At 42.8% G+C, this 24,507-nt stretch carries 26 protein-coding genes and 1 tRNA gene; 14 read left to right on the top strand and 13 right to left on the bottom strand.

The features are described from left to right. Positions 1-14: 14 nt before the first annotated feature. From DL796_RS02805 to DL796_RS02785, 5 genes are read left to right on the top strand one after another with little or no spacing between them, the layout of a single operon-like run. On the top strand, positions 15-1,292 hold the full coding sequence (locus DL796_RS02805) for an SAM-dependent methyltransferase (RefSeq protein ID WP_110199765.1): 1,278 nt from the start codon (positions 15-17) through the stop codon (positions 1,290-1,292). Beyond that, on the top strand, positions 1,274-1,828 hold the full coding sequence (locus DL796_RS02800; RefSeq protein WP_110199763.1) for a DUF2878 domain-containing protein: 555 nt from the start codon (positions 1,274-1,276) through the stop codon (positions 1,826-1,828). The genes DL796_RS02805 and DL796_RS02800 overlap by 19 nt, the downstream gene beginning before the upstream one ends. After that, positions 1,821-2,597 carry a DUF1295 domain-containing protein gene (locus DL796_RS02795; protein WP_110199761.1) on the top strand — a complete coding sequence of 259 codons (777 nt, stop codon included), beginning with the start codon at positions 1,821-1,823 and terminating at the stop codon, positions 2,595-2,597. Before DL796_RS02800 ends, DL796_RS02795 begins: the two co-directional genes overlap by 8 nt. A gap of 41 nt (positions 2,598-2,638) precedes the next feature. After that, positions 2,639-3,646 (top strand): SAM-dependent methyltransferase, encoded by a 1,008-nt coding sequence (locus DL796_RS02790; RefSeq protein ID WP_110200700.1) that lies wholly within the window; start codon positions 2,639-2,641, stop codon positions 3,644-3,646. A gap of 11 nt (positions 3,647-3,657) precedes the next feature. Next, positions 3,658-4,950: a sensor histidine kinase gene (locus tag DL796_RS02785; protein ID WP_110199759.1), complete on the top strand. Its 1,293-nt coding sequence runs from the start codon at positions 3,658-3,660 to the stop codon at positions 4,948-4,950. A 10-nt stretch (positions 4,951-4,960) separates the two neighbouring features. Here DL796_RS02785 and DL796_RS02780 read toward each other — a convergent pair whose 3' ends face one another. Both DL796_RS02780 and yhbY read right to left on the bottom strand, forming a co-directional pair. Continuing rightward, on the bottom strand, positions 4,961-5,650 hold the full coding sequence (locus tag DL796_RS02780; RefSeq protein WP_110199757.1) for a response regulator transcription factor: 690 nt from the start codon (positions 5,648-5,650) through the stop codon (positions 4,961-4,963). A 51-nt stretch (positions 5,651-5,701) separates the two neighbouring features. Then, positions 5,702-6,010, bottom strand: a complete 309-nt coding sequence (yhbY, locus tag DL796_RS02775) for a ribosome assembly RNA-binding protein YhbY (RefSeq protein ID WP_110199755.1) — start codon at positions 6,008-6,010, stop codon at positions 5,702-5,704. Positions 6,011-6,104: 94 nt separating this feature from the next. On the opposite strand from yhbY, the gene rlmE reads away from it, so the two are divergent. From rlmE to DL796_RS02745, 6 genes are all read left to right on the top strand, one after another. After that, positions 6,105-6,725 (top strand): 23S rRNA (uridine(2552)-2'-O)-methyltransferase RlmE, encoded by a 621-nt coding sequence (gene rlmE, locus DL796_RS02770; protein WP_110199753.1) that lies wholly within the window; start codon positions 6,105-6,107, stop codon positions 6,723-6,725. A gap of 193 nt (positions 6,726-6,918) precedes the next feature. Further along, positions 6,919-8,862 carry an ATP-dependent zinc metalloprotease FtsH gene (gene ftsH, locus DL796_RS02765; protein WP_110199751.1) on the top strand — a complete coding sequence of 648 codons (1,944 nt, stop codon included), beginning with the start codon at positions 6,919-6,921 and terminating at the stop codon, positions 8,860-8,862. Positions 8,863-8,918: 56 nt separating this feature from the next. After that, on the top strand, positions 8,919-9,731 hold the full coding sequence (folP, locus tag DL796_RS02760) for a dihydropteroate synthase (protein WP_110199749.1): 813 nt from the start codon (positions 8,919-8,921) through the stop codon (positions 9,729-9,731). Between the two features lie 24 nt (positions 9,732-9,755). After that, entirely contained in the window at positions 9,756-11,087 is a 1,332-nt protein-coding gene (glmM, locus tag DL796_RS02755; RefSeq protein WP_110199747.1) for a phosphoglucosamine mutase, read from the top strand. Between the two features lie 109 nt (positions 11,088-11,196). Continuing rightward, complete coding sequence (locus tag DL796_RS02750) at positions 11,197-12,330, top strand: OmpA family protein (protein WP_110199745.1); 1,134 nt, start codon at positions 11,197-11,199, stop codon at positions 12,328-12,330. A gap of 122 nt (positions 12,331-12,452) precedes the next feature. After that, on the top strand, positions 12,453-12,848 hold the full coding sequence (locus DL796_RS02745) for a CBS domain-containing protein (RefSeq protein WP_110199743.1): 396 nt from the start codon (positions 12,453-12,455) through the stop codon (positions 12,846-12,848). A 51-nt stretch (positions 12,849-12,899) separates the two neighbouring features. On the opposite strand, the gene nqrM is transcribed toward DL796_RS02745, so the two are convergent. The 8 genes from nqrM to DL796_RS02705 all read right to left on the bottom strand — a co-directional run bounded on the left by nqrM (position 12,900) and on the right by DL796_RS02705 (position 20,168). Continuing rightward, complete coding sequence (gene nqrM, locus DL796_RS02740; protein WP_110199741.1) at positions 12,900-13,121, bottom strand: (Na+)-NQR maturation NqrM; 222 nt, start codon at positions 13,119-13,121, stop codon at positions 12,900-12,902. A gap of 141 nt (positions 13,122-13,262) precedes the next feature. Further along, a complete protein-coding gene (locus DL796_RS02735) occupies positions 13,263-14,276 on the bottom strand; it encodes an FAD:protein FMN transferase (protein WP_110199739.1) in 1,014 nt (337 codons plus the stop codon). A gap of 94 nt (positions 14,277-14,370) precedes the next feature. Further along, entirely contained in the window at positions 14,371-15,597 is a 1,227-nt protein-coding gene (gene nqrF / locus DL796_RS02730) for an NADH:ubiquinone reductase (Na(+)-transporting) subunit F (protein ID WP_110199737.1), read from the bottom strand. An 18-nt stretch (positions 15,598-15,615) separates the two neighbouring features. Further along, the gene (nqrE, locus tag DL796_RS02725; protein ID WP_110199735.1) at positions 15,616-16,224 is read right to left on the bottom strand and encodes an NADH:ubiquinone reductase (Na(+)-transporting) subunit E; all 609 of its coding nucleotides are present in this window, start codon (positions 16,222-16,224) and stop codon (positions 15,616-15,618) included. Continuing rightward, positions 16,224-16,859: an NADH:ubiquinone reductase (Na(+)-transporting) subunit D gene (locus tag DL796_RS02720; RefSeq protein WP_110199733.1), complete on the bottom strand. Its 636-nt coding sequence runs from the start codon at positions 16,857-16,859 to the stop codon at positions 16,224-16,226. The genes nqrE and DL796_RS02720 overlap by 1 nt, the downstream gene beginning before the upstream one ends. A 1-nt stretch (position 16,860) precedes the next feature. Then, the gene (locus DL796_RS02715) at positions 16,861-17,622 is read right to left on the bottom strand and encodes a Na(+)-translocating NADH-quinone reductase subunit C (RefSeq protein ID WP_110199731.1); all 762 of its coding nucleotides are present in this window, start codon (positions 17,620-17,622) and stop codon (positions 16,861-16,863) included. Then, a complete protein-coding gene (locus tag DL796_RS02710) occupies positions 17,615-18,820 on the bottom strand; it encodes an NADH:ubiquinone reductase (Na(+)-transporting) subunit B (RefSeq protein ID WP_110200699.1) in 1,206 nt (401 codons plus the stop codon). The genes DL796_RS02715 and DL796_RS02710 overlap by 8 nt, the downstream gene beginning before the upstream one ends. A gap of 1 nt (position 18,821) precedes the next feature. Beyond that, positions 18,822-20,168 (bottom strand): Na(+)-translocating NADH-quinone reductase subunit A, encoded by a 1,347-nt coding sequence (locus tag DL796_RS02705; RefSeq protein WP_110199729.1) that lies wholly within the window; start codon positions 20,166-20,168, stop codon positions 18,822-18,824. A gap of 428 nt (positions 20,169-20,596) precedes the next feature. Here DL796_RS02705 and tpiA point away from each other — a divergent pair, with 428 nt between their 5' ends. From tpiA to DL796_RS02690, 3 genes are all read left to right on the top strand, one after another. Next, the gene (tpiA, locus tag DL796_RS02700) at positions 20,597-21,364 is read left to right on the top strand and encodes a triose-phosphate isomerase (RefSeq protein ID WP_110199727.1); all 768 of its coding nucleotides are present in this window, start codon (positions 20,597-20,599) and stop codon (positions 21,362-21,364) included. Between the two features lie 18 nt (positions 21,365-21,382). Then, positions 21,383-21,847 carry a preprotein translocase subunit SecG gene (secG, locus tag DL796_RS02695; protein WP_110199725.1) on the top strand — a complete coding sequence of 155 codons (465 nt, stop codon included), beginning with the start codon at positions 21,383-21,385 and terminating at the stop codon, positions 21,845-21,847. Between the two features lie 10 nt (positions 21,848-21,857). Next, positions 21,858-21,943, top strand: a tRNA-Leu gene (locus DL796_RS02690). Positions 21,944-22,094: 151 nt separating this feature from the next. On the opposite strand, the gene DL796_RS02685 is transcribed toward DL796_RS02690, so the two are convergent. Genes DL796_RS02685 through DL796_RS02675 form a run of 3 tightly spaced genes read right to left on the bottom strand, consistent with a single transcriptional unit; the run spans position 22,095 to position 24,429 of the window. Next, a complete protein-coding gene (locus tag DL796_RS02685; protein ID WP_110199723.1) occupies positions 22,095-22,793 on the bottom strand; it encodes a hypothetical protein in 699 nt (232 codons plus the stop codon). 9 nt (positions 22,794-22,802) lie between these two features. Beyond that, positions 22,803-23,636 carry a hypothetical protein gene (locus tag DL796_RS02680; protein WP_110199721.1) on the bottom strand — a complete coding sequence of 278 codons (834 nt, stop codon included), beginning with the start codon at positions 23,634-23,636 and terminating at the stop codon, positions 22,803-22,805. Positions 23,637-23,640: 4 nt separating this feature from the next. Continuing rightward, positions 23,641-24,429, bottom strand: a complete 789-nt coding sequence (locus DL796_RS02675) for a hypothetical protein (protein ID WP_110199719.1) — start codon at positions 24,427-24,429, stop codon at positions 23,641-23,643. Positions 24,430-24,507: the final 78 nt, after the last annotated feature.

Genomic DNA, 24,507 nt, shown 5'->3' with positions numbered 1-24,507 from the left:
AATCAGGAGCGATAATGTCACAAGCGACACAAGCAGAAAAAGAAGAAAACAATGGTGGTGAGCCGGCTGAGCTCAATCGCGGCATGATGCGAATTATTAGGCAGCAAGTGAAGAACACTTTGGCGGGTATTACTCAAGGTGGCATTATTATTGCTGATCCTATCGAAACTTATGCCTGTGGTGATCAGCAAACCGACCTATCTGTTGTTTTAACGATCCGAGATTTAGATTTCTACCGACTAGTTGCGCTTGAAGGAAGTAATGGAGCGGCACAAGCTTACATTGATGGCAAGTGGGAAGTTGATGACCTTACTGGCCTTGTTCGAATTCTAGTGAGAAATATTGAGCTGTTAGATGCTATGGAAGGTGGCTTGGCTTGGTTGAAAAATAGCATCTTAAAAGTCTGGCATTATTTCAACAAGAACAGCGTTGGTGGGAGTAAAGATAATATTTCTGCACATTACGATCTTGGAAATGATTTCTTTAAGCTGTTCTTAGATCAACACATGATGTATTCCTCAGCAATTTTTAAAGGTGATGAATCATTAGAAGAGGCTTCAGAATATAAACTGAAGACGATTTGCGAAAAGTTATCATTACAGCAAACGGATAAAGTAATTGAAGTTGGAACCGGCTGGGGCGGGATGGCGATTTATGCTGCAAAAAACTATGGGTGCCATGTCACCACAACTACTATTTCAGAACAACAATATCAATATACTAAACAAAGAATTGCCGAAGAAGGATTAAGCGATAAGATTACTCTACTGAAACAAGACTATCGTGAGCTAAAAGGTCAGTATGACAAGTTGGTTTCGATTGAAATGATTGAAGCTGTTGGTCATCATTACTTAGACACTTATATTGAGCAATGTAGCAAACTCCTAAAAACGGATGGACTGGCTTTGATTCAGGCGATAACAATCGAAGACCGCCGCTACAAACAAGCGCTGAAGTCTGTTGATTTTATTAAACGATATATTTTCCCAGGAAGCTTTATTCCTTGTGTTTCAGCTGTCGTATCAAGTGCTGCAAAAGTATCAGATTTAAGATTAATTAATCTAGAAGACTTTGGCGAAAGCTACGCAAAAACCTTAAATCACTGGAAAGCCCGTTTTAATCAGAACCTCGACAAAGTAAAAGAGCAAGGCTACAGCGAAGAGTTTATTCGAATGTGGTTGTTCTATTTCAGCTATTGTGAAGGTGGATTTATCGAAAAATCGATTAGTGACACCCACTTACTGTTTGCAAAACCACTGAACAAAAGAAAACAATGGCTGGCTCAACAGTGAAGTGCGACAAAATTATAAACTTTATCCTGCTACAGCTAGTATGGGCTGCTTTTATTTTAGGCGTAACTTATGGCTACGTTTGGGTAGGTTTATTGGTTTTTTTACTGATGATGGGCTGGCAACTGAGATCCAATGTAAGAAAAGATAGCGACCTCGTGGTTATTGTGGCTTCAATAGTGGCTGGATTTGTGCTGGCTTCGATCTGGTCAAGCAGTGATTTAATTCTTTATAAAAACCACTGGCCTTCCGCCGGTATAGCCCCCTGGTGGATATTGGCACTATGGGTTGCGCTAGGAGCTAGCTTTAACCATTCGTTAGAGTGGGTGCAATCAAGCCCATACCTAGCGGGTCTTTTATTTGCTATAGGTGGGCCACTTTCATACTTAGGAGCTGAGCGGATTGGCGCTGTGGAGATTAACACGCCAATATTGACGTTAAGCTTAATGGCAGTGGGCTGGTTTTTAACCGGGTTCTTGTTGACCTTTGTTGCAAAACGATTTCATCAATTTCAGAAATGGTGGGTAGCCGATGCCTAGTCTTAAACTACTCCTTGCATTGTTATGCTTAAACTTAATTGCGCAACTCATAGCTTGGTTTTGGCAAAAAAAACATCAACACGCCGACATTGTGGATGTTGTTTGGTCTGGCATGATAGTGGTCAATGGCCTCATACTTTTCTTCATTTCAAAAGGTGACTGGTTTTATCGGTTCATGGTTTTGTTGACTCCAGTTGCTTGGTACTTTAGGCTATTCTGGCACCTAGTATCACGCTACGATCTATCCAAAGAAGATGGTCGTTACGCCTATTTAAGAAGCTATTGGAAAGAGAATACACAATTAAAATTCTTATTCTTTTTTGTAGGGCAAGGCATCATTATCAGCTTATTTAGTTTCCCCGCGTCAGTGTTGGCGAATCACCAGGGAGAGTTCGGCGGATTTGAGTTTGTCGCTATAGCTGTAGTTATATTGTCTTATTTTGGAGTTTGGCAATCAGATCGACAACTCCATCAATTCAAGAAACGCTCGTCAGGCTCTGGAAAAGTATGTGACCAAGGGCTGTGGAAATACTCACGCCACCCAAATTACTTTTTCGAATGGACCCACTGGTTCGCATACCCATTGTTATTGATAGATAGCGAACTATTTTGGTTAATGCTTCTATTCCCATTCATTATGCTTTTGTTTTTACTAAAGCTGACTGGAATCCCCTTTAACGAACAACAAAATTTACGCTCGAAGGGGGACGCTTATCGTCAGTATCAAAAGCGAACCAATAAATTTTTCCTCGGCCCACCAAATAAATAAATGCTCTGGAGCTAACTGTGATTCAAACGATTATTAAACTTATGGAGTCTGGCACTTTACCAGACACGGTTATTCGTGCTGGGATTCGAAAACTATGTCAACAACGACTGATTGATGAGCACGTTAATGATATTGAAGCACAGGGAGAGCAATATAATCGATTCTTAGAGGAGCTACGCAACAGTGATATAGCTATCAAGACCGATAAAGCCAATGAACAGCACTATGAGGTACCGGCAGATTTCTACAAGCTAGCTTTAGGTGAGCATTTAAAATACAGCAGCTGCTTGTGGCATGAAGAGACCAAAGATTTAACTAGCGCAGAAGCCAATATGCTTGAGCTGTATACCAGGCGTGGAGATTTTGAGGATGGGCAAAAGATTCTGGAGCTTGGCTGCGGTTGGGGTTCCTTAACATTATATCTCGCCAAGAAATATCCAAATAGCCAAATTACAGGGCTTTCAAACTCAAACTCGCAACGTGAATTTATCATGCAGAAAGCCCAAGAAAGAGGTTTGGGAAATGTTCAAATTATTACAGTGGATATTAACGAGTTTGATACTAATGAATCATTTGATCGCATTATATCCATCGAAATGTTTGAGCATGTTAGAAATTATCAACAACTCTTTAAGCGTATGGAGCAATGGTTGAGCGACTCGGGCAAGTGCTTCATTCACATATTCTGTCACCGGTATTTAATGTATCCTTTTGAAGAGGAGGGTGACGACAACTGGATGGGTAAGTACTTCTTTAGTGGTGGTCAGATGCCAGCGGCAGATACATTTTTAAATTTTCAACAAGGCTTAACCCTGGAAAAACGGTGGCTATTAAGTGGTCAGCATTATGAAAAAACATCAAATGCTTGGTTAGAAAACACGGATCGCAATAAGGAAACTATATTAAGCCTATTTAAAAAAGTGTATGGTGAAAAAGAAGGTAAAGTTTGGTTACAACGATGGCGGATATTTTTCATGTCTTGTGCTGAGCTTTTCGGTTTAAACAATGGCAATGAGTGGCTAGTCGCTCACTATCGATTTAAGAAATAAATGCACAAATAATGGCTAAGAAGCAGAAACGAATACACCACAAATTGATTAAGGCAATGCTGATTCAGCTTGTGCTGATCAGTGGTGTTACTCTGCTCAGTGTTTATGGCGCAGGTAAAGTCGTAGAAAAAGTATTAATTAAACAAGCGCTAGAGGGTGAGGCTGAATTTTACTGGCAACATTATGAGCAAGATCCCAATAGTAACCTACCTAAAACATTAAACTTGACCGGCTACCTGGAAAAAGATGGTGACAAGCAAGCTGTACCAGAAGACTTAGCGCAACTCCCAATCGGGTATCAACGGCTAGAAACACGGGAAAAGAGACCATTAGTTCACGTTTCTGAGCGACATGGTAAAAAGCTGTATTTAGTGTTCGAAGAAGGACAGGTAGCGAAGCTTGCCCTTTTCTTTGGAATAACGCCTCTCGCCCTTGTCCTACTTATTATCTACCTACCCGCTTGGATTAGCTATTACATGGCAAAGCGTGCAGTCTCACCAGTGATAAAGTTATCGCGTAAAATGGAGAGCGTAGACGGTAAAGAGGGCTTTGAAATTGATTTTTCTGATATTGAAAATGATGCCAATGCTGAAGTTGATGTATTGCTCAATGCTTTTAAAAAGTATGCCAGACAGGTCGCGGAGTATGTCGAAAGGGAGAAAAACTTTACGCGTTACGCCAGCCACGAATTGAGAACCCCTTTGGCTGTTTTAAAAGGCTCACTGTCTGTACTTGATCGGCAAGACTTAAACGAGCGTCAGCAAACGGTGGTCAACCGAATGCACCCCATGATTAAGGATATGGAAGGATTACTCGAAGCTCTGTTGCTTTTGTCACGTGATCAAACGCCGGAAATTTCAGACAAGCCAGTTTTGCTCAATGACCTAGTCGAACAGCAATTAAGGCAAATCGAGAAAATTAATGCCGATAAAGATATTAAAGTCACTACTGTTTACCAAGATCAGATCAAAGCCAAAGTCTCAAAACGCCTGTTTTGTATTTGTCTCAATAACATCATTAGTAATGCATTTAATTACACTGACAAAGGTGAAATAGTCATTACTCTGAAGGGACGCGATATCATAGTTGAAGACACGGGTTGTGGCATTCATCCAGATGCATTAAAGCGCGTTTATGAGCCCTTTTTTCGCGAAGATCGCGAAAGCATGAAAGTTAAAGGCTTTGGGCTTGGGCTACCAATTGTTAATAGAGTCTGTCAGCAAATGGGCTGGAAACTGTCTATAGAAAGTGAGAAGGGGAAAGGCACCAAAGTAACGCTAACGGTACCTGAAAGCGTGTCCTAGACTGCTGAGCTTAGTTATTGTCTGGCGGTATGATTTTAAGACCTAAGCTTGGTACTGTTTGTAGTAATGCGCAATCAAAAGGCTTATCAATAACCTTGCGTAAATTGTATAAATGACTGCGCAAAACATCACTATCGGGCACCAAGTCTCCCCACAGTTCACGCTCAATTTCTTCTCTTGTAACCAACTCTGGCGAGCGTCTCATCAGAACTTTAAGAATTTGCAGACCTGTCGGCGATAGCTTCAAGCTTTTGCCAGCGCGGGTCACGGTCATGGTTTTAAGATCAAGCTCAAGGTCGTGGATTTTAAGTGGTTTGCTACTAAAGTCGCCTTTATGTCGTTTAATAATAGAATTTAGACGAGCATTTAGCTCCTCAAAGTCAAAGGGCTTGATTAGGTAGTCATCCGCACCAGTGTCGAAGCCTTCTAGCTTATCTTGCAGCTGATCTCGCGCCGTTAGCATAAGAATCGGAATATCAGATTTGGCTTCTTGGCGAACTTTGCGACAAATGTCGTAGCCACTCATGCCAGGTAGCATGACATCAAGGATGAGAGCATCATAGCTATTTTCGAGAGCCAGATTTAAACCGGTTTGACCGTCATTGGCATAATCCACGATATAACCGCAAAGCTCCAAAAACTCGCCAGTTGTCGCTGCCAGTTCTGCATGATCTTCAACCAGTAAAACACTATATGCCACTGATGACTCCTTTGATAATCTCTGTCAGTTACTCTCTGGCAGAACTAGTTTTTATTTCGGTAATACAATTTTCACGTCGTCAGAACGGCGATACAGAGCCACGACATGACCAATAACTTGAACTTCTTGGGCTTTTGTTTGTTTGCATATTTCAGAAATCATCGCCTTTTTGTCGTCGCGCTCTTCGGTACGAATGCGAACTTTAATAAGCTCGTGGTGACTTAGAGCAAGATTGATCTCTTCTAATACGTTTTCAGTCAAACCTTTATCACCGATCATGACGACAGGCTTAAGTTTATGCGCTTTACTACGCAAAAATTTGATTTGAGTTTTGCTTAACGGCTTGTTTGTTTGTGACATTTAATAGACTTAATGGTTATGAATTGCGGTTATTTTACCTTAAAAACGGTACAATAGAGACTAGTTTTAATCAATACAAGTATTTTTCTAAGCTATGTCACGAACAAAAAGCAGTCAGCGCTGGATGAAGGAACATTTCGATGATCCTTATGTCAAAAAGTCGCAAAAAGACGGGTATCGTTCGCGTGCTGTCTACAAGCTGGAAGAGCTGGATCTTAAGTATCGCCTTATTAAGCCAGGTTGTACTATTGTTGATCTAGGTGCCGCACCAGGCGGATGGTCACAATACGCCGCCTATAAGGTGGGCAGTAAAGGAAAAATCTTCGCGCTTGATATATTGCCGATGGACCCTTTACCCGACGTATCATTCATTCAAGGCGATTTCAGAGAAGAGTCAGTGCTTAATGAGCTGATGGACCTGATCGGAGCACAGAAAGCAACCCTTGTATTATCAGATATGGCCCCCAATATGAGTGGGATGGATGCTATTGATCAGCCGAAAGCAATGTACCTGGCTGAGCTGGCACTAGAGTTAGCACGAGATGTGTTGGCGGAAGGTGGTAGTTACGTGGTTAAAGTATTCCAGGGCGAAGGTTTTGACGAATATATTAGGCAATGCAAAGACTCTTTTGCTAAGGTCATGATTCGGAAACCCGACGCTTCTAGAGCTCGCTCCAGAGAAGTCTATGTGGTTGCACAGGGTTTTAAGGGCTAAATTTGCGAGTGTTCGGCAGTATTTAATCAAGTTCTGCTAGAAAAAACATTATGGAAATGGTTACGTTTTGTTAAGATACTGGCTTGTTTTTATGCCAATTTATTAAGTCATTGGGCTTACCAATATCATAAAGCGTGGCATAATACTGAGTCAGTAAGTAAAGACAGGTAGCTGTCGGAGTTGAGGTCAAATTTTGAGCGATTTAGTGAAAAATATTCTATTTTGGGTAATAGCGGCTGTTATTTTGTTCGTCGTTATCGATGCCATTCAGGAGAAGCAGCTAGACGATAGTAAAATCGCATTCTCTGAGTTTGTTGAAAGGATTGAAGCAAAACAAGTGGATAATGTCTTAATTGACCCTAATACCGGCACGGTTTCAGGTAAAGATTCAGGCTCAAATCGCTCGGTTAATGCCGAAATTCCTCCTGGCGGCCATGAAAAGCTGAATGAAATTCTTCTCGAGAATAAAGTTCAGTATTCAGGTAAAAAGCGCGAAACTGGTGGTTTCGGTACTTTCTTATTAAGTTTTGGCCCCATTTTATTATTGATCGCTGTTTGGATTTATTTCATGCGCCAGATGCAAGGCGGTGGAAAAGGCGGCGGTGCGCTATCGTTTGGTAAAAGCAAAGCTCGCATGTTGAGCGAAGATCAGGTGAAAACAACTTTTGCTGACGTTGCGGGCGTAGAAGAAGCTAAGGAAGAAGTGGGCGAGTTAGTTGACTTCCTGCGCGATCCTCGCAAATTCCAACGCCTAGGTGGCAAAATTCCACGCGGCGTTTTGATGGTAGGCCCTCCAGGTACGGGTAAAACCTTATTGGCCCGTGCTATCGCTGGCGAAGCAAAAGTTCCTTTCTTTACCATTTCAGGTTCTGATTTCGTTGAGATGTTTGTGGGTGTTGGTGCTTCTCGTGTTCGTGATATGTTCGAACAAGCGAAGAAACATGCACCATGTATTATCTTTATCGACGAAATTGATGCGGTCGGTCGCCATCGTGGCGCTGGTCTTGGCGGTGGTCATGATGAGCGTGAGCAAACCTTGAACCAATTACTGGTTGAAATGGATGGTTTCGAAGGTGGTGAAGGCGTTATTGTTATAGCCGCGACGAACCGCCCGGATGTATTAGACCCAGCATTATTACGCCCAGGTCGTTTTGACCGTCAGGTCATCGTAGGCTTGCCGGACATTAAAGGCCGTGAACAAATTATTAAAGTTCACATGAGAAAGATTCCAGTGGGTGACGATGTAGAGCCAAGTTTGATCGCTCGTGGTACGCCAGGTTTCTCAGGTGCGGACTTAGCCAATCTTGTCAACGAAGCGGCGCTATTCGCTGCTCGTGATAATCGACGTACGGTTGGTATGGAGCAGTTCGAGAAAGCCAAAGATAAGATCTTGATGGGCGCAGAACGTCGCTCAATGGTGATGACCGAAGAAGAAAAGTTGAATACTGCTTATCACGAAGCGGGACACGCGATTGTAGGTCTGCGTGTACCAAGCCATGATCCAGTATATAAGGTCAGTATTATTCCTAGAGGCCGTGCATTGGGTGTCACCATGTACTTGCCTGAGCAAGACCGTTACTCATTATCTAAGGAAGCACTAGAAAGCCAGCTGTCTTCTTTATTTGGTGGGCGTATTGCTGAAGAAATTTTAAATGGACCGGATCAAGTAACAACCGGGGCTTCTAACGATATTGAACGGGCCACCGATATAGCACGCAATATGGTGACTAAGTGGGGCTTGTCAGAAAAGTTAGGACCTCTATCTTACGCGGAAGATGAAGGCGAGGTATTCCTAGGTCGCTCAGTGACCCAGCATAAGAATATTTCTGATGATACTGCAAGAATCATCGATGCCGAGATTAGAGAATTTATTGACCGTAACTATGATCGTGCTAAGAAGATTCTTAATGAAGAAATTGATAAGTTACATGCAATGGCGCAAGCGTTAATGAAGTACGAAACCATCGACGCTAAGCAAATTGAAGACATTATGAAAGGCGAGGAGCCGAGACCTCCTGCTGATTGGTCGGATAAAAGCACACAAAGTCGTCAAGATAATACTCGTGAAGAGGAGAGCAAAGAGCAAACATCAGCTCACGAGCCTGACGATAATCATACAGAAGACGACCGTTCTTAAAAGATTAAAACAAGGGCCTTTCGAGGCCCTTTTTTTATGGAGTTAGAAAGTTAATAATGAGTAAACTTGCAAAACTACTGCAAAGACCTGAGCCCCTTGTGATGGGGATTCTGAATACAACCCCAGACTCGTTTTCTGATGGTGGTCAATTTGTCGATAAGGCTTCTGCCGAAGCTAGGGTCAAATCTATGATTGAGGCTGGCGCTGAAATTATCGATATCGGGGGGGAGTCCACGCGACCAGGCGCGACAGAAGTGTCGGTGCAGCAGGAGCTAGACCGCGTCCTGCCGATGATTGAGTGTGCTAAGCAAAATGACGCCATAGTTTCGGTTGATACCAGTAAAGCAGAAGTGATGCAGGAAGCGTTAAAGCTTGAAGTCGACCTCATAAATGATGTGCGATCGTTTACAGCTCCTGGTGCATTAAAGGTTGTTTCCAGTTCTGATGTCCATATATGTATCATGCATATGCAGGGCGAGCCTAGAACCATGCAACAGAACCCACAGTATGACAATGTTGTCACTGAGGTTCAGGAAGCGTTAATAAAGCGCATTGCAGAATGCGAAGAAAAAGGGATTTCGAAGAACAGAATAATTATTGACCCTGGCTTTGGGTTTGGTAAAACATTAGAGCACAATTGCCAATTGATGAAGCAACTTGAGAGCTTTAGAATAATTGACTGCCCGTTACTGGTCGGAGTTTCAAGGAAAACCATGATTGGGCAGATATTGGATAAAGATATAGCTGAACGTGGCTTGGGTAGCGTTGTCGCTGCTACTTATGCTGCGCTAAATGGAGCGAAGATTTTACGCGTGCATGATGTCGAGGAAACGGTGCAGGCAATGAGAATCATAAACGCTTTTCAATAACGACAAATAATAATAGGACATAAAGTGAGTAAGAGAAAATATTTTGGTACTGATGGTATTCGAGGCACTGTAGGGGAGTTTCCAATTACGCCTGAGTTTGTTTTAAAGCTGGGTTGGGCTTTGGGGCAAGTATTGGGGAATAAAGGAAAAGTTGTCATTGGTAAAGACACTCGAATTTCAGGTTATATGTTTGAATCAGTACTTCAAGCTGGCTTAACTGCTTCTGGAGTTAATAGCATGTTGGTGGGACCTATGCCAACACCAGCAATTGCTTATTTAACGAGAACCTTCAGGGCTGATGCTGGCATTGTAATCAGTGCGTCGCACAACCCCTATCATGATAATGGCATTAAGTTCTTTTCTGCAGATGGTACTAAGTTCCCTGATGAAGTAGAACTTGAGATAGAGGCGTTACTTGATAAGGATATGACCACAGAGGAAAGCCACAAGCTAGGTAAGGCATACCGACTAGAAGATGCATCAGCGCGTTATATTGAATTTTGTAAAGCCAGTTTTCCGAATAATCTGTCATTAAAAGGACAGAAACTGGTGGTAGATTGTGCACATGGAGCAACTTACCACATAGCACCTTACGTCTTCAAAGAGTTGGGCGCGGAAGTTATAAAAATTGGCTGTGAACCCAATGGGCTGAATATCAATCTAGACTGTGGAGCTACAGATACAAAGGCACTGTCAGAAGCTGTGTTAGAACACAACGCCGATTTAGGAATAGCATTCGATGGTGACGGTGATCGCGTGATGATGGTCGATAAGAAAGGGCGACTTGTAAATGGCGATCAGCTGATTTGGATTTTAGCAAAGTCATTGAGTAAAAGTGATATAGACTCTAGTGGTGTTGCCGGGACTTTAATGACTAATATGGCAATCGAAGTAGATTTTAAGAAACACAATATCGATTTTGAAAGAACCAATGTTGGCGACCGTTATGTAATGCAGTCGTTAAAAAAGAACGGTTGGAAACTCGGTGGTGAGTCATCAGGACATGTAATATGTTTGGATTACAACTCAACAGGTGACGGTATAATCTCGGCTTTACAGGTCTTAAAGGCTTTAAATGATGAGGGTCAGACGTTAGAGCAGTTTGTTGAAAGTCATCCGCTATTTCCACAAACGTTGATCAATGTCAGAGTTAAAGATGCGGACGAAATATTAGCAAAAGCAGAGCTACAAACGGTTATTAAAGACGTTGAAACTCAATTAGGTGATAAAGGTCGGGTACTTATTCGAAAGTCTGGAACTGAGCCGTTAATACGAGTTATGGTAGAGGCTACTGAAGAACAGTTGGCGCAAAATAGCGCGAAACGCATAGCTAATAAGGTCCAAGAACTGATATAGAAAATTGTAAAATTGTTGAAAGTTACGTATATTTCGGAGTGTAAGTTATTGTTTCATGTATAATAGCTGTACTCTTTAAACTCAAGAAATAAAGGAAGAGGGCAAAACTATGAAGAAGAAGTTAATAGCAGCAGCTTGTTTGTTGGCCTTAGGTTCAACAGCTTATGCTGGAGAAGGTGAAGTACAAGACCGCCATGGTTTCTATGGATATGTGGGTCTTCATGACTTAGATTTAGATGTACACCGCCAAACTAATGAAAGAATGGGTGGCGATTTTGGTTTCGGTTGGGCTTTCAATAAGAATTGGCAAATTGAAGGCTTATACAGTTACACCGATGATGCTTACAATAATGCTATTAGTGCCCGCACTGATATTATTACCTATGGCTTAGATGTTCTATACAATGACACTAACTGGTTAGGAAGTGCGCAAACACATCCATTCCTAAAAGTTGGTTATGGTAAGCACGAAGACAAGTATGAAGTTTACCACCCTGACTTTGAAGATGAGTTTTACAAAGTTGGTTTGGGTATTCAGCATTTCGCTAACGACAATGTATTTCTGCGTGTAGGTTATGATTTCCTAGATTCAGGTGAGCGTGGCGACGATAAAATGGCTTATTTCAACATCGGTTACTTCTTTGGTGAGACGGTTCGCGCAGGCGCTCCAGCACCAAAAGTTGAACCTAAGAAAGAAGCTAAAGATTCTGATGGCGACGGTGTATTAGACGCTGACGATCGTTGTCCTGGTACCCCAGCTGGTGCTGCAGTAGACGCATACGGTTGTGCACTTGATAGTGACGGTGACGGTGTAGCGGACTACAAGGACGCATGTCCAGGTACTGAAGCTGGTGCAAAAGTTGACGAGCGTGGCTGTAAGATTGAGCCAAAAGAAGAAGTAGTCGTCGACATGCGTTTGAACTTTGACGTTGATAAGTACCAAATCAAGCCAGAGATGGTTTCTGAGATTGCGAAAGTTGCAGAGTTCTTACGTCAGTATCCAGACGTTAACGCACAAATCCAAGGCCACACAGATAGCACTGGTTCGAACCAATACAACCAAGGTTTATCTGAGCGTCGTGCAGGAGCTGTTAAGGATTACTTAATCAATAACTTCGGTATTGATGGTTCTCGTTTAAGCGCTGTTGGTTACGGTGAAGAGCGTCCGATTGCAGATAACTCAACTGCTGAAGGCCGTGCCCTTAACCGTCGTGCAGAAGCTCACGCAGAAACTAAAAAATAATAACTCCCAGTAGTTATGATAGTTCAAAGCCCAGCAATTGCTGGGCTTTGTTTTTTATAGGAAATAGGCTACTATCAAATGAAGCGTGATAACTATAAAGCCTAATTGAAAAGGAGCCGCCTATGCTAAAATCAGTCACGGTACGTGATTATATGACTTCTGCGATGATTACTTTGAAGCCAGAAACTGATGTCGTTGAAGCCGCACAAACGATGATGGAATACAGATTGACTGGTGCCCCAGTAGTTGATGACCATAACCGATTAGTGGGTTATTTATCAGAAAAGGACTGCTTACATACGGTATTAAGCGCTATTTACCATGGTGATTTAGGTGATCAGGTGGTTGATAGAATGGCGAAGGAAGTGCGAACGGTACATCCTGATGACAATATAGCTGATGTTGCTGAAAGATTTTTAGAAGATAGCTGTCGAATGTATCCGGTAGTCGAAAAGAGTCAATTAGTTGGAATGATCTCAAGACAAAGCATACTTAAGGCTTTCCAACACTTCTCGTAAAATACCTTCTGTATAATTACTCTAAGAATGAGTAAGAGTAATTCTTTTGAATTACTCTTCAATAACTGTAATATCTAAACGGTGTTCATTATTTCGCATACGTGCACGTTTTTTTGCACAAGGTTTATCGCAATCACAGGCTTTTTCGATGCCAAGTGCATCTAATCCACCACAACTGCCGCTAATACGCTTTTGCTGAAAAATATAACCAACGGCCATAATAATTATGACGCCAATAAAAAGGGCAAAAGCTAATAAAAATGTACTGCTCATAATGACTCTAAGATTTGGTTAAGTGGGTACATTTTACCATACTCCAATGGCGAATATACAGATTAAAAAACAAACAGATTATAGTATTTTGAATACCAACAGTGACGGCCAAGAATACTGTTACAGCTCTTTTCACAGGATCTAATGAGTCAGTATATAGCTATCAAACTCCTCGTTACTGTGCACTTTCGCTTCTTCATCCTGTTTACTGCTATGTTCCACCATAAAAACGGCTAAGTTTAAACTGTTTGCTAGCTCTAGAGAGCGCTTAACGCCCATCACTGAAAAAGCGGTTGCGTAAGCATCTGCGTACATATTTTGTGGGTGTATAACTGATACAGATGCTAGTGAGTGTTCGACTGGATAGCCTGTCGTAGGATCGATGGTATGGGAAAAACGTTTACCATCAATGGTAAAATAGTTTCGATAATCACCAGATGTGGCTATAGAGCTCTCTGTAAGGCCCACTACAAGCATTTTACGCTGTGCAACTGCTGATGGGTTTTCTACAGCTACGCGCCAGTCACTGCCGTTCGGATTGCGCCCTTTTGCTTTAGTCTCCCCGCCAATCTCAACCAAGTAATCAACAACGCCATGCTGTTCCACGATATGAGCTACACGATCGACGCCAAAACCTTTTGCGATGGCCGATAGGTTAATCGTAATTCCTGGAAGTGACTTGCTGATGCACTGATTAGTGAAGTCATAATGTAACTTATCACTTCCCGTTGTTGTTAACAGTGTTTGGACCTCGGCTGCGGAAGGTACTTTTTCTTCATATTCTTCAACGTTAAAGCCCCAGCGAGAAATTAGTGGGCCCATAGTAATATCAAAGGCACCATTAGTGGCCTGATAGACTTTCTGCGCAGCGACAAGCACTTCCCAACTTTTGTCTGAAAAACGAAAGCAACTGTTATTGGTTAACGCATTAAATCGATTGATTTCGCTATCGGGGATATAAGTCGACATCAGCTGGTTGATAGCTTTCAGCTCGGTTTCTATGTCTTTATACACAACTTCGGGCGATACTGAATCGGATCTTAGGATAACGCTGTAGGTCGTACCCATAGTTGAGCCAGAAATTTTACTGTATGGAATTTCCTCTGAGCATGAAATACATAGCAGACTAAGAAAGGAAAGTAAGATAATGCGCATAATCATAGTACCTAAGCGAAAAGTATGAAACTGCGAAAAGCAGAAACAAAAAAGGCGACCCTAAGGCCGCCTATTTTAAAAGAGTTAGTAGTGTTTAGCCACCAAAGTCATCAAGTAAGATGTTTTCTGGCTCTACGCCTAAATCTTCTAGCATCTTAATACATGCTGCGTTCATCATTGGAGGTCCACACATGTAGAACTCACAATCTTCTGGAGCTGGGTGGTCTTTCAAGTAGTTTTCATACAAGACGTTATGAATAAAGCCCGTATAACCTTCCCAGTTATCTTCTGGTTGCGGATCTGAAAGCGCCACATGCCATTTGAAATTGTCATTCTCACGCGCAAGCATGTCAAAATCTTCCTCGTAGAACATTTCGCGCTTGCTTCGAGCACCGTACCAGAACGTCATCTTGCGGTCTGTCTTAATACGACGTAGTTGGTCAAAGATATGCGAACGCATCGGAGCCATACCAGCACCACCACCAATAAAGACCATTTCAGCATCGGTATCTTTGGCGAAGAATTCACCATAAGGACCAGAAATAGTAACCTTATCGCCTGGTTTGAGTTTCCAGATGTAAGATGACATTTTACCTGCTGGTAGTGACATATCGCGTGGCGGAGGCGTTGCGATACGCACGTTTAGCATAATGATGCCTTCCTCTTCTGGGTAGTTCGCCATTGAGTAAGCTCGAATCACATCTTCTTTAGACTCGGCTTCTACGTCGAATAACTTAAACTGTTCCCAGTCAGGACGATACTCGTCAGGAATGTCAAACTCACTGTACTTCAATTTGTACGGAGGACATTCGATCTGAATATAACCACCGGCACGGAAAGGAACGCTTTCGCCATCAGGAATACGTAACACAAGCTCTTTAATGAACGTTGCTTTGTTATCGTTAGAGATAACTTCACAATCCCACTTCTTAGTACCAAAAACTTCTTCAGGCACTTCGATTTTCATGTCTTGTTTAACCGCGACCTGGCACGAAAGACGGTAACCTTCAGCGGCTTCCTTCTTTGTGATATGGCTTTCTTCTGTTGGAAGAATAGAGCCGCCACCCTCTGTAACTTTACAGATACACTGGCCACAAGTACCGCCGCCACCACATGCAGATGATACGAAAATGCCATTGTTAGCTAGCGCACCGAGTAGCTTACCGCCAGCTTCAGTTGTAATAGATTTTTCAGCGTCGTCATTGATGTTAATTGTAACGTTACCAGTAGCCACTAGCTGCTTGCGTGCGAATAGAATAATCATCACCAGCGCTAGGATTACTATGGTAAATAAGGCAACGCCTAGAATAATTTCACTCATTGGTTGTTTCCTTATAAATTACAATTTAATACCAGAGAATGACATGAAGCCGATCGCCATCAAACCAACGGTGATGAAGGTAATACCTAAACCACGTAAGCCATCTGGAACGTCTGAATACTTCATTTTCTCACGAATACCCGCTAAAGCTGCGATTGCTAGGGCCCAACCAAAACCTGAACCAAGACCGAATACAACAGACTCAGCAAAGTCGTAGTCACGCTCTACCATGAACAGTGAACCACCCATGATGGCGCAGTTAACCGTAATCAATGGTAGGAAGATACCTAACGATTGGTACAGTGCTGGGAAGAACTTATCTAAAGTCATTTCCAAGATTTGTACCAATGCTGCGATAACGCCGATATAGACAATTAAGCCTAGGAAGCTTAAGTCAGCTTCTGGGAAGCCTGCCCACGCTAAAGCGCCGTCAGCTAAAAGGTAATGAACCAATAAGTTGTTTACTGGAACGGTAATGGTTTGCACGATGATAACCGCGATACCAAGACCAATTGCCGTCTGAACTTTCTTTGAAACCGCTAAGAAAGTACACATTCCCAGAAGGAATGCCAATGCCATGTTTTCAACGAAAACAGAGCGAATAAATAATGATAAATAATGTTCCATTATTCTTTATCCTCCACTTGGTCTTTTTTCCAAGCACGAAGTGCCCAGATAAGGAAACCAATAATAAAGAATGAACTTGCTGGAAGAACCAACATACCGTTTGTCTCGTACCAACCACCGTTTGCAGTCGAAGGTAGGATTGTGTAACCCAGTAACTCACCTGAACCGAATAGTTCACGGATGATACCGACCACAATCAAGAGCACCGAGTAACCCAGACCGTTACCAAGACCATCAAGAAGGCTCATAAAAGGGCCATTCTTCATAGCGTAGGCTTCGGCACGACCCATAACGATACAGTTGGTAATAATTAAGCCAACAAAGACCGATAGCTGCTTAGATACTTCATAGGCGTATGCCTTAAGTACCTGGTCAACCAGGATTACTAATGACGCGATAATCGTCATTTGCACGATGATTCGAATACTTGATGGAATCTGCTTACGAATCATACTGATCAGCATGTTCGAAAGAGCAACAACCACAGTAAGAGCCAAGCTCATTACTAAAGCTGTTTCAAGCTTACTCGTAACCGCTAGCGCAGAGCAGATACCCAGTACCTGCAAAGCAATCGGGTTGTTATTGAAAATCGGTGAAAATAAGACCGATTTGGCTTCTTGTTTATCAAATGCCATCTTAAATTTCTCCCGCTCTTACACGTTCCAAGAATGGACCGAAGCCATCCTCGCCTAACCAGTAGTGAAGTGTGTTTTCAACACCATTACTGGTTAAGGTTGCACCTGAAAGGCCGTCTACTTGGTTTTCAGTTTGAGCCGAGCCTTTAACTAACTTAATTACTGGGTCACCTTGCTCATTAAGAACCTGCTTATTAGGCCACTGTGACAACCAAGTTGGGTTTTCAATCTCGCCACCCAGACCCGCAGTTTCACCTTGCTCGTAATATTTAAAGCCAACAACAGTTTTAGTATCAGGCTCAAGAGCTAGGAAACCATACATAGTCGACCATAGGCCATAACCATGTACTGGCAGTACGATAGTGTCGAGCTCGTCACCGTTGTGCACTAAGTAAACGTTAGCAAACTGTGAGCGACGCTTAATGCCCGCGATATCTTCTTGGCCCTGTAAAACCTTGTTAGTTTTTGGGTCTTTAGCAAACTTACGCTGGTTAAAGCCTTTAGGTGGCTCAATGAACTCACCGCTCGATAAATCAACAACCTTTGTTTCTACCTGCTTGAATAGCTCATCAATCTCAGATTGAGTACCACCTTGCTCAAGCAAACGTGCTGCAATCAAAATATTACGCTTACGGTCGAGTTCTTTATTAAGCTCTTGCTTTGGCTTTAACTGAATAGCCGCAAAAGATACGACTACCGAGCAAACCAAACTCAAGACAACTGCGACAACAATCGTTTTGATAGGACTTTCTTTCTTAGACATTACGACGAGTCCTCCGTTTGATGTTCGCCTGTACCACAAAGTGGTCGATTAACGGCGCAAACAAGTTAGCGAATAGGATGGCCAACATCATACCTTCCGGGAAGGCTGGGTTGACGACACGAATCATCACAACCATGAAGCCGATTAGGGCACCAAAGATCCACTTACCTTTGTTAGTTAGTGACGCAGATACAGGGTCTGTTGCCATGAAGAACATACCAAAGGCAAAACCACCTGTAACTAAGTGCCAGTACCAAGGCATCGCAAACATTGCATTCGATTCACTACCGATACCGTTAAGGATATAGCTGGTAGCAATCATGCCAAGCAACACGCCCAGAACAATACGCCATGAAGCGATTCGCATGTAGATAATGAATAAACCACCGATCATCAACATTAATGTTGAAACTTCACCAATTGAGCCAGGAATGCGACCCATGAAAGCGTCCCACCAGCTTGCGTTGATGCTGTAATCAGTGATAGTGCCAGCCGCTGCAGATGCTAGTGGAGTTGCACCTGAGTAGCTGTCGACAGCTGCCCAAACGGTTTCACCAGAAATGTCTGCTGGGTAGGCGAAGAATAAGAAGGCACGACCTGCTAATGCTGGGTTCATGAAGTTCTTACCAGTACCACCGAAGATTTCTTTGGCGACAACCACACCGAAAGAAATACCTAGGGCAACTTGCCACAGTGGAATTTTAGCTGGAAGAATCAGAGCGAATAGCACTGAGGTAACAAAGAAGCCTTCGTTAATCTCATGACCGCGAACTGTAGCGAATAATACTTCCCAGAAGCCACCGACGATAAACGTCACAGCATATATAGGCAGGAAGAAACACGCGCCATAGAACATAAGGCCAAAGACTCCAGTCTCAGGCGTAATAGCGCCGCCCATGAACTGGAAGAAGTCAACTTGCCACATATCAGGAAGGCTCATGCCTGCCTGTAATGCAATTTGAGCTTGATAACCGACGTTCCACATACCCCAGAACATGGCAGGGAAAGTAGCGAACCACACCATGATCATGATACGTTTTAGGTCGATATTATCTCGAACGTGGGTAGCGCCTTTAGTGACGTGACCCGGAGTGTAGAAGATGGTGGCTGCCGCTTCATATAAAGCGTACCACTTTTCCCACTTACCGCCTTTCTCAAAATGCGGTTCATTCTTTTCAATTAAATTCTTTAAACCCATCTTAGCCATCCTTCTCAATCTTAGTCAGATTTTCGCGGAGAATTGAGCCAAATTCGTATTTGCCTGGGCAAACGAATGTACATAAAGCAAGATCTTCTTCATCCAACTCCAAGCAGCCAAGCTGCTGAGCTGTATCCGTATCGCCACACACTAATGCACGGATTAGCTGTGTAGGTAGGATATCAAGAGGAAGAACACGCTCATAGTTACCAATTGGCATGATTGCGCGGTGTGAACCACCCGTAGAAGTGCTTAGTTTGAAAGTCTTCTTAGGGAAGATATGACCTAGGAAAGCACGAGTTACTGAGAACTTGTCTTTACCTGGCATCGCCCAACCGAAGAATTCTTTTTCACGGCCTTCTGGGATAACGGTAACCTGATTATGATAGCGACCAACAAAAGCGCGCGCTTCAACCGCATTAACACCGTTCAATACAGAACCAGCAATTTTGCGATTGTCGTTATCATTGATTTCGTTTTGCAGAAGCTCATCAACGTTAGCGCCTAGACGGGTACGAACCAAACGAGGGTTTTTAACTTCCGTACCGCCTAAAGCAATAATGCGCTCTACAAAAAGCTCACCATCCGCAAATAGTCGACCAAGCGCGATAACGTCTTGGTAACCCATGTGCCATACAACATTTTCGGCTGATGCAGGGCATAAGTGATGGATGTGAGTGCCAACTAGCCCCGCAGGGTGTGGGCCAGAGAAACTTTCGTAGTTTACTTTGGCGTTAGAAGACTTCTCAATGTTGGAGTCGGCTTTAGTAGCGACGAAGACTTTGTCTTCAGCCAGTTTAGCCAAGATATCCAAACCCAGATTAAAGTCAGCGTTACGCTCTTTAATCACCACTTCTGGATCGCCCGCTAGCGGATTAGTATCTGTTGCGCTAACAACAATCGACTTAGTAGTCGAATCAATCGCTGGGACTTTCGAGAATGGGCGGGTACGCAAACCAGTCCACATGCCAGACTCAACCATTTGATCAACAATGGCTTGACGGTCAAGGCCTGAGATTTGGTCCGCTGAGTATTTGTTAAAAGACACGGCTTCTTCTTGGTCTGCGATTTCAACCACAACTGAAAGCAATTTACGCTTTGCACCGCGGTTTACAGCAGAAATAGTTCCTGCCGCAGGAGCTGTGTATTTTACCCCGGGAGTTTTCTTGTCTTCGAAGATTAATTGGCCTTTCTTAACCTGATCACCAACCTGAACGTGCATGGTCGGTTTCATGCCAACATAATCTTCGCCTAAGATGGCGACGGTTTTGACCGTAGCACCAGTTGAGATCGTTTGCTCTGGCTTTCCCTCTAAAGGAAGATCCAGGCCTTTTTTAATCTTAATCATAGGTCGCTACTTAAATAATACCTGATGGTTGTCACTTCAATAATTGCAACGTCGTATTGATGAAAAACAAAAACCTGGTGTACAGAACTCTGTAACCAGTCTAATCTATTGTTTTTTGGTCAATTTCCATTACAATCGCTCAACATTGAGGTCAAAAAATGTTCAATAACCTCAAACGGCGCGTATTATACTTGGATCAGAGCGGTAAAATCCATGATTTTCGGGATAAAACCAAGGATTGAACTTAAAATCTCTAAATCTTAAGCATCAATGCTTGTGTTAAAGCCAAGGCTCAGTTAATATTTGCGCCCTTTTGTAAAAAGGTGGGTTCCTTATTGTCTGGCCTTTGAGCTCAAAAGATTGCTCAATCCTTAATACATTAAGTAGTAGCGGTAAGAAGCCGAAAGTCTTAGAAGAAGAGGTGTGAAGTGCGTAAAACCTTGATCGCAGGAAATTGGAAGATGCACGGTAATCTAGACTCCGTAGAGAGCTTGATTAGTGGCATTAAAGGTCAGTTAGATGATAGTTGGCAATGCGATATACTTGTCTGCCCACCTTCTATACATATAGATAAAGCGGTTAAGCTCACTAAAGGTAGTAACATTGCCGTTGGTGCGCAGAATCTATCGGAGCAGGACCAAGGGGCTTTCACCGGCGAAATCAGCGGCGATATGCTTAAAGATATCGGCTCTAAATACGTTTTAGTAGGTCATTCCGAGCGTCGTAGTCTGTATCATGAGACTAATGAGCTAGTAGCCGCGAAATACGCGAAGGCATTAGAAGCTGGATTAATTCCTGTATTATGTGTGGGTGAGACGCTTGAGCAGCGTGAAAATGGCTCCACATTAGATGTCGTTAAAGCCCAAATTGACGCAGTAATAACCTTCTATCAGGATAAGGCTGAAGGATTAGACAAGCTAGGACAATGCGTGATTGCTTATGAGCCTGTATGGGCCATCGGAACAGGTGTCACAGCAAGTCCTGAGCAAGCGCAAGACGTACATGCTTCAATTCGTCAGTATTTATCAGATATGAATGAAGCGGTAGCGGAAAAAGTACAGGTTTTATATGGCGGTAGTATGAAAGCGGCGAATGCTGAGCAATTACTAGCGCAAAAAGATATTGATGGCGGTTTAATAGGGGGAGCATCCCTTAAGGCCGATGAGTTTATCGCAATTTGTAAAATTGCAGGTTAAGAGAAGCAGGTTAAGAGTATGGAATTATTTTTAATGATCAGTCTGTTAGTAGTAGCCCTACTACTGATTGGTATTATTTTGATCCAACAAGGTAAAGGCGCCGAAATGGGAGCCTCTTTTGGTGCAGGAGCCTCTAGTACGCTATTTGGCGCACCAGGTTCAGGTAACTTTTTGACAAAAAGCACTACGATATTAGCAATTGTATTCTTTGCTATTGCTCTTGCGATTAGCGCAATCAATAACAACGAAGAAGCTAATAAATCTAGCCTAGTCGACGCAGCTGCTCAAACTGAGCAAACTGGCGAATCAGCTCGCTCAGCGGAAATCCCTAGCGAAACTAGTGAAGAAATCAGCACAGAAATTCCAGCTGAAACCGAAGCTGAAATTAGCACAGAAATTCCAACAGCTGATCAAGAGACAATTGCTGAGTCAATCGATGCCGCAGCAGAAGATGCTGAAAAGTCGAAAGAAGACGACAACTAAAAACGATTTAGCTCAGGTGGTGGAATTGGTAGACACGCTATCTTGAGGGGGTAGTGGCCGTAGGCCGTGCGGGTTCAAGTCCCGCTCTGAGCACCAAAGTTTAAAAAAAAGACGCCATAAGGCGTCTTTTTTTTATGTAAATATAACTGTTTTCAATGGATTCTTGTTTGGTCGCGCTGTAATACTAAGGATGCTCAAAGCGGTTGCGCTACAACGATAAAAGCAAACCCCTGAAGCGCTGTATTGTTTAAGATTCTTCAAGCATTTTCTGCAAGGTAAGCTGATTAAAAAAGTCATTATCAAGACACAGCTCCAATTGCTGTAACCAACGTAAAACTTGGCCTTTAGCTTCCCCAGAAAGGGATGATAATCTTGTGTCATGAGCTTTAGACCATAACAGCTCTAGAAGGTCGGCAAGTGTTATCGCTGCAAGATCTACGGGAATACTGGTGGCAGGCACTGATAGCGCCAAATGTGCGAGGCTTTGGAAGCGTCTAAGCTGACTCGGTGTGATAGCTATTCCTTCCAAAGCTTTAATTCCCGATTGAAGTTCTGCAAGATCTTGAATGCTTTGAATATTGATTCGATTCAATAAACTTTGGTAGTGCTTACCAACACCACTAAGTTTTTCGACAGAGGAAAGAGCAAGAAATTTGGATAGCTGGCTAGGCAGAATCTGGTTGTTGTCAGTAATCGGCGCTTGGTTAGTGTTATCTGTAGGGCTGTAAATTACATCAATCAGCCACCCCTGCTCAGCTGGCGGAAAGCGCTCCGTATCCAATGATATCGAACGGTCTTCTTGGCCTTGTGTGCTTTGTCCCATACGAACACGCACATTAGATAGTTTTATACCAGGGCTAGCACCATACACTTCAGCACTAGTGACTGCAGTAGCAATTTCTCCATGAATCAGCAATAAGATATCTTCAACGCTAAAGTTAGACATTCTCAAGCACTAACGTATAGTTTTAAAATGAAGCTCAACTTCGCTAAAGATGTTAGCTTTTGTTTCTACATCTTGAGGTGACTTGTTGCTCGCAGGCTTAACCGTTAATCGCACTTGTTTATTGATATTGGGCTTTAGGATGCCAACAAAACGATTTACCGGTTGGATTGGATCTAGTTTGTTAGTTAAGGCTAGATTAGAAATGGTGGCTGCGTGTAGCTTGGCTTTAGAAGCCTTATGAATAGTTTCTTCTGAACTTTTCGATTTATTTGCTTGGGTATCAGACTCTTCTTCAGCAGAGGTGCCATTGGCAATATTAGTACTAAAGGTTAGCTTGGCGTTTATTTTGCCACTATCGACTACAATGTTTGAGAGGCCTTGTTCGATAAGCTTGATAATGATGTTGCGCTTTTGGACGGCATAGGGTTCGGCCGCTTTGCGATAAATCTTTAATACCCCAGAATCAGACAGAGTTTTACTCTTACCATGAAAGTCGGACTTAGTCATTTTAATACCGAGCCTGTCAAACACTGCTGGAGACTCGGGTGTATTGCCAGATGCTGGTTGGTAAGGAGCACCTGAGTAGATAGCATGTAGCTGCTCATCATTATTCGCGGGGAAGTGCTCCGCTAAAAGTTCATCTACTTGTTGAATAAAAGAATCTTGTTGTAATAGGTGATCGATAAAAGATTCGTGCGGTAAGGCCATGAGATCTTGTAGCTCATTAAATTTTTCTTGTTGCTCCGCTTGTGAGGTCACTACCGCATCGAAGACCTCTGAAATGAGCTTCGCCACAAACTCGGCGAAACCCATATCAATAGGAGTTAAATTATCATTAGACATTTAACTAACCTTCATTTTGATCTAAGGGTAAATAGTCAGTTTTGAAATTAATAAAAACACGACCGTATATTTGGACACTGCTACTCGAGCGATCGACATCAGTTTTAGTGGCTGTCGAAATCTTGACGCTGTTGTAAGCGGTTGAAGCAGATGCCTTGACCCAACCAGAAAGTAAGCCTCCGGTTTTTGCTTTAGCTCTAAAGTTAAAGTCTTTCCTTTGATAATCGGTAGTTCGGTTTTGGTAATAGGATGAACCATAAGTGTTAAAAGTCAGACGAGTTTCTATTTCACCGTTTTCAACAACCAGTCGCAGTAATCCTTGCTTAACCATTTCTTTAAGCAGGGTATATTTATCGGCGGCCAAGCGGTTTGCGACAGCATCAAGAATGCTTTGAAACTTATTCTCGGTGACATTACCGGCAGCTGCGACTTTATTGTCTGAAGCTATATCCGCATCCTTTACTTCTAATGCATCGTTCAGTGAACTTGCTTGTTGAGCGGTTAAAGAATCACCTATCTTTAGGTCAGGGTTGTTGTTATCACTGTCTGCGCCTAGCACTCTGCCAAGGAACTGTAATAACATTTCTCCACTAATATCATCGCGGGTATCGTTAATGAAGGTTTTGAGGTTTTTGCTCGTTTGCTTTAAAAGTTCAACGTAAGCTTCTGTTTGTCGAAGGTTTGATGCAATGAGTGAGTCGAAAACATCACTAACGAGCTTGGTGGTGAATTCCGGAAAACCAATTTCCGGTAGGTGGGTGGCCAGTTCGACGGCCTCTTTTGATCCAGACATACCATACTCCTTGTATTTGCTCTGGGTTAACAACAAAAATCCTTTGTATAAAATTCATGCTAATTGAAGATTTTGTTT

The organism is Kangiella spongicola, assembly GCF_003194565.2.
Taxonomy (GTDB): domain Bacteria; phylum Pseudomonadota; class Gammaproteobacteria; order Enterobacterales; family Kangiellaceae; genus Kangiella; species Kangiella spongicola.
Note: the sequence above shows the minus strand (reverse complement) of the source record. Positions and strands in the feature narration are given on the sequence as shown.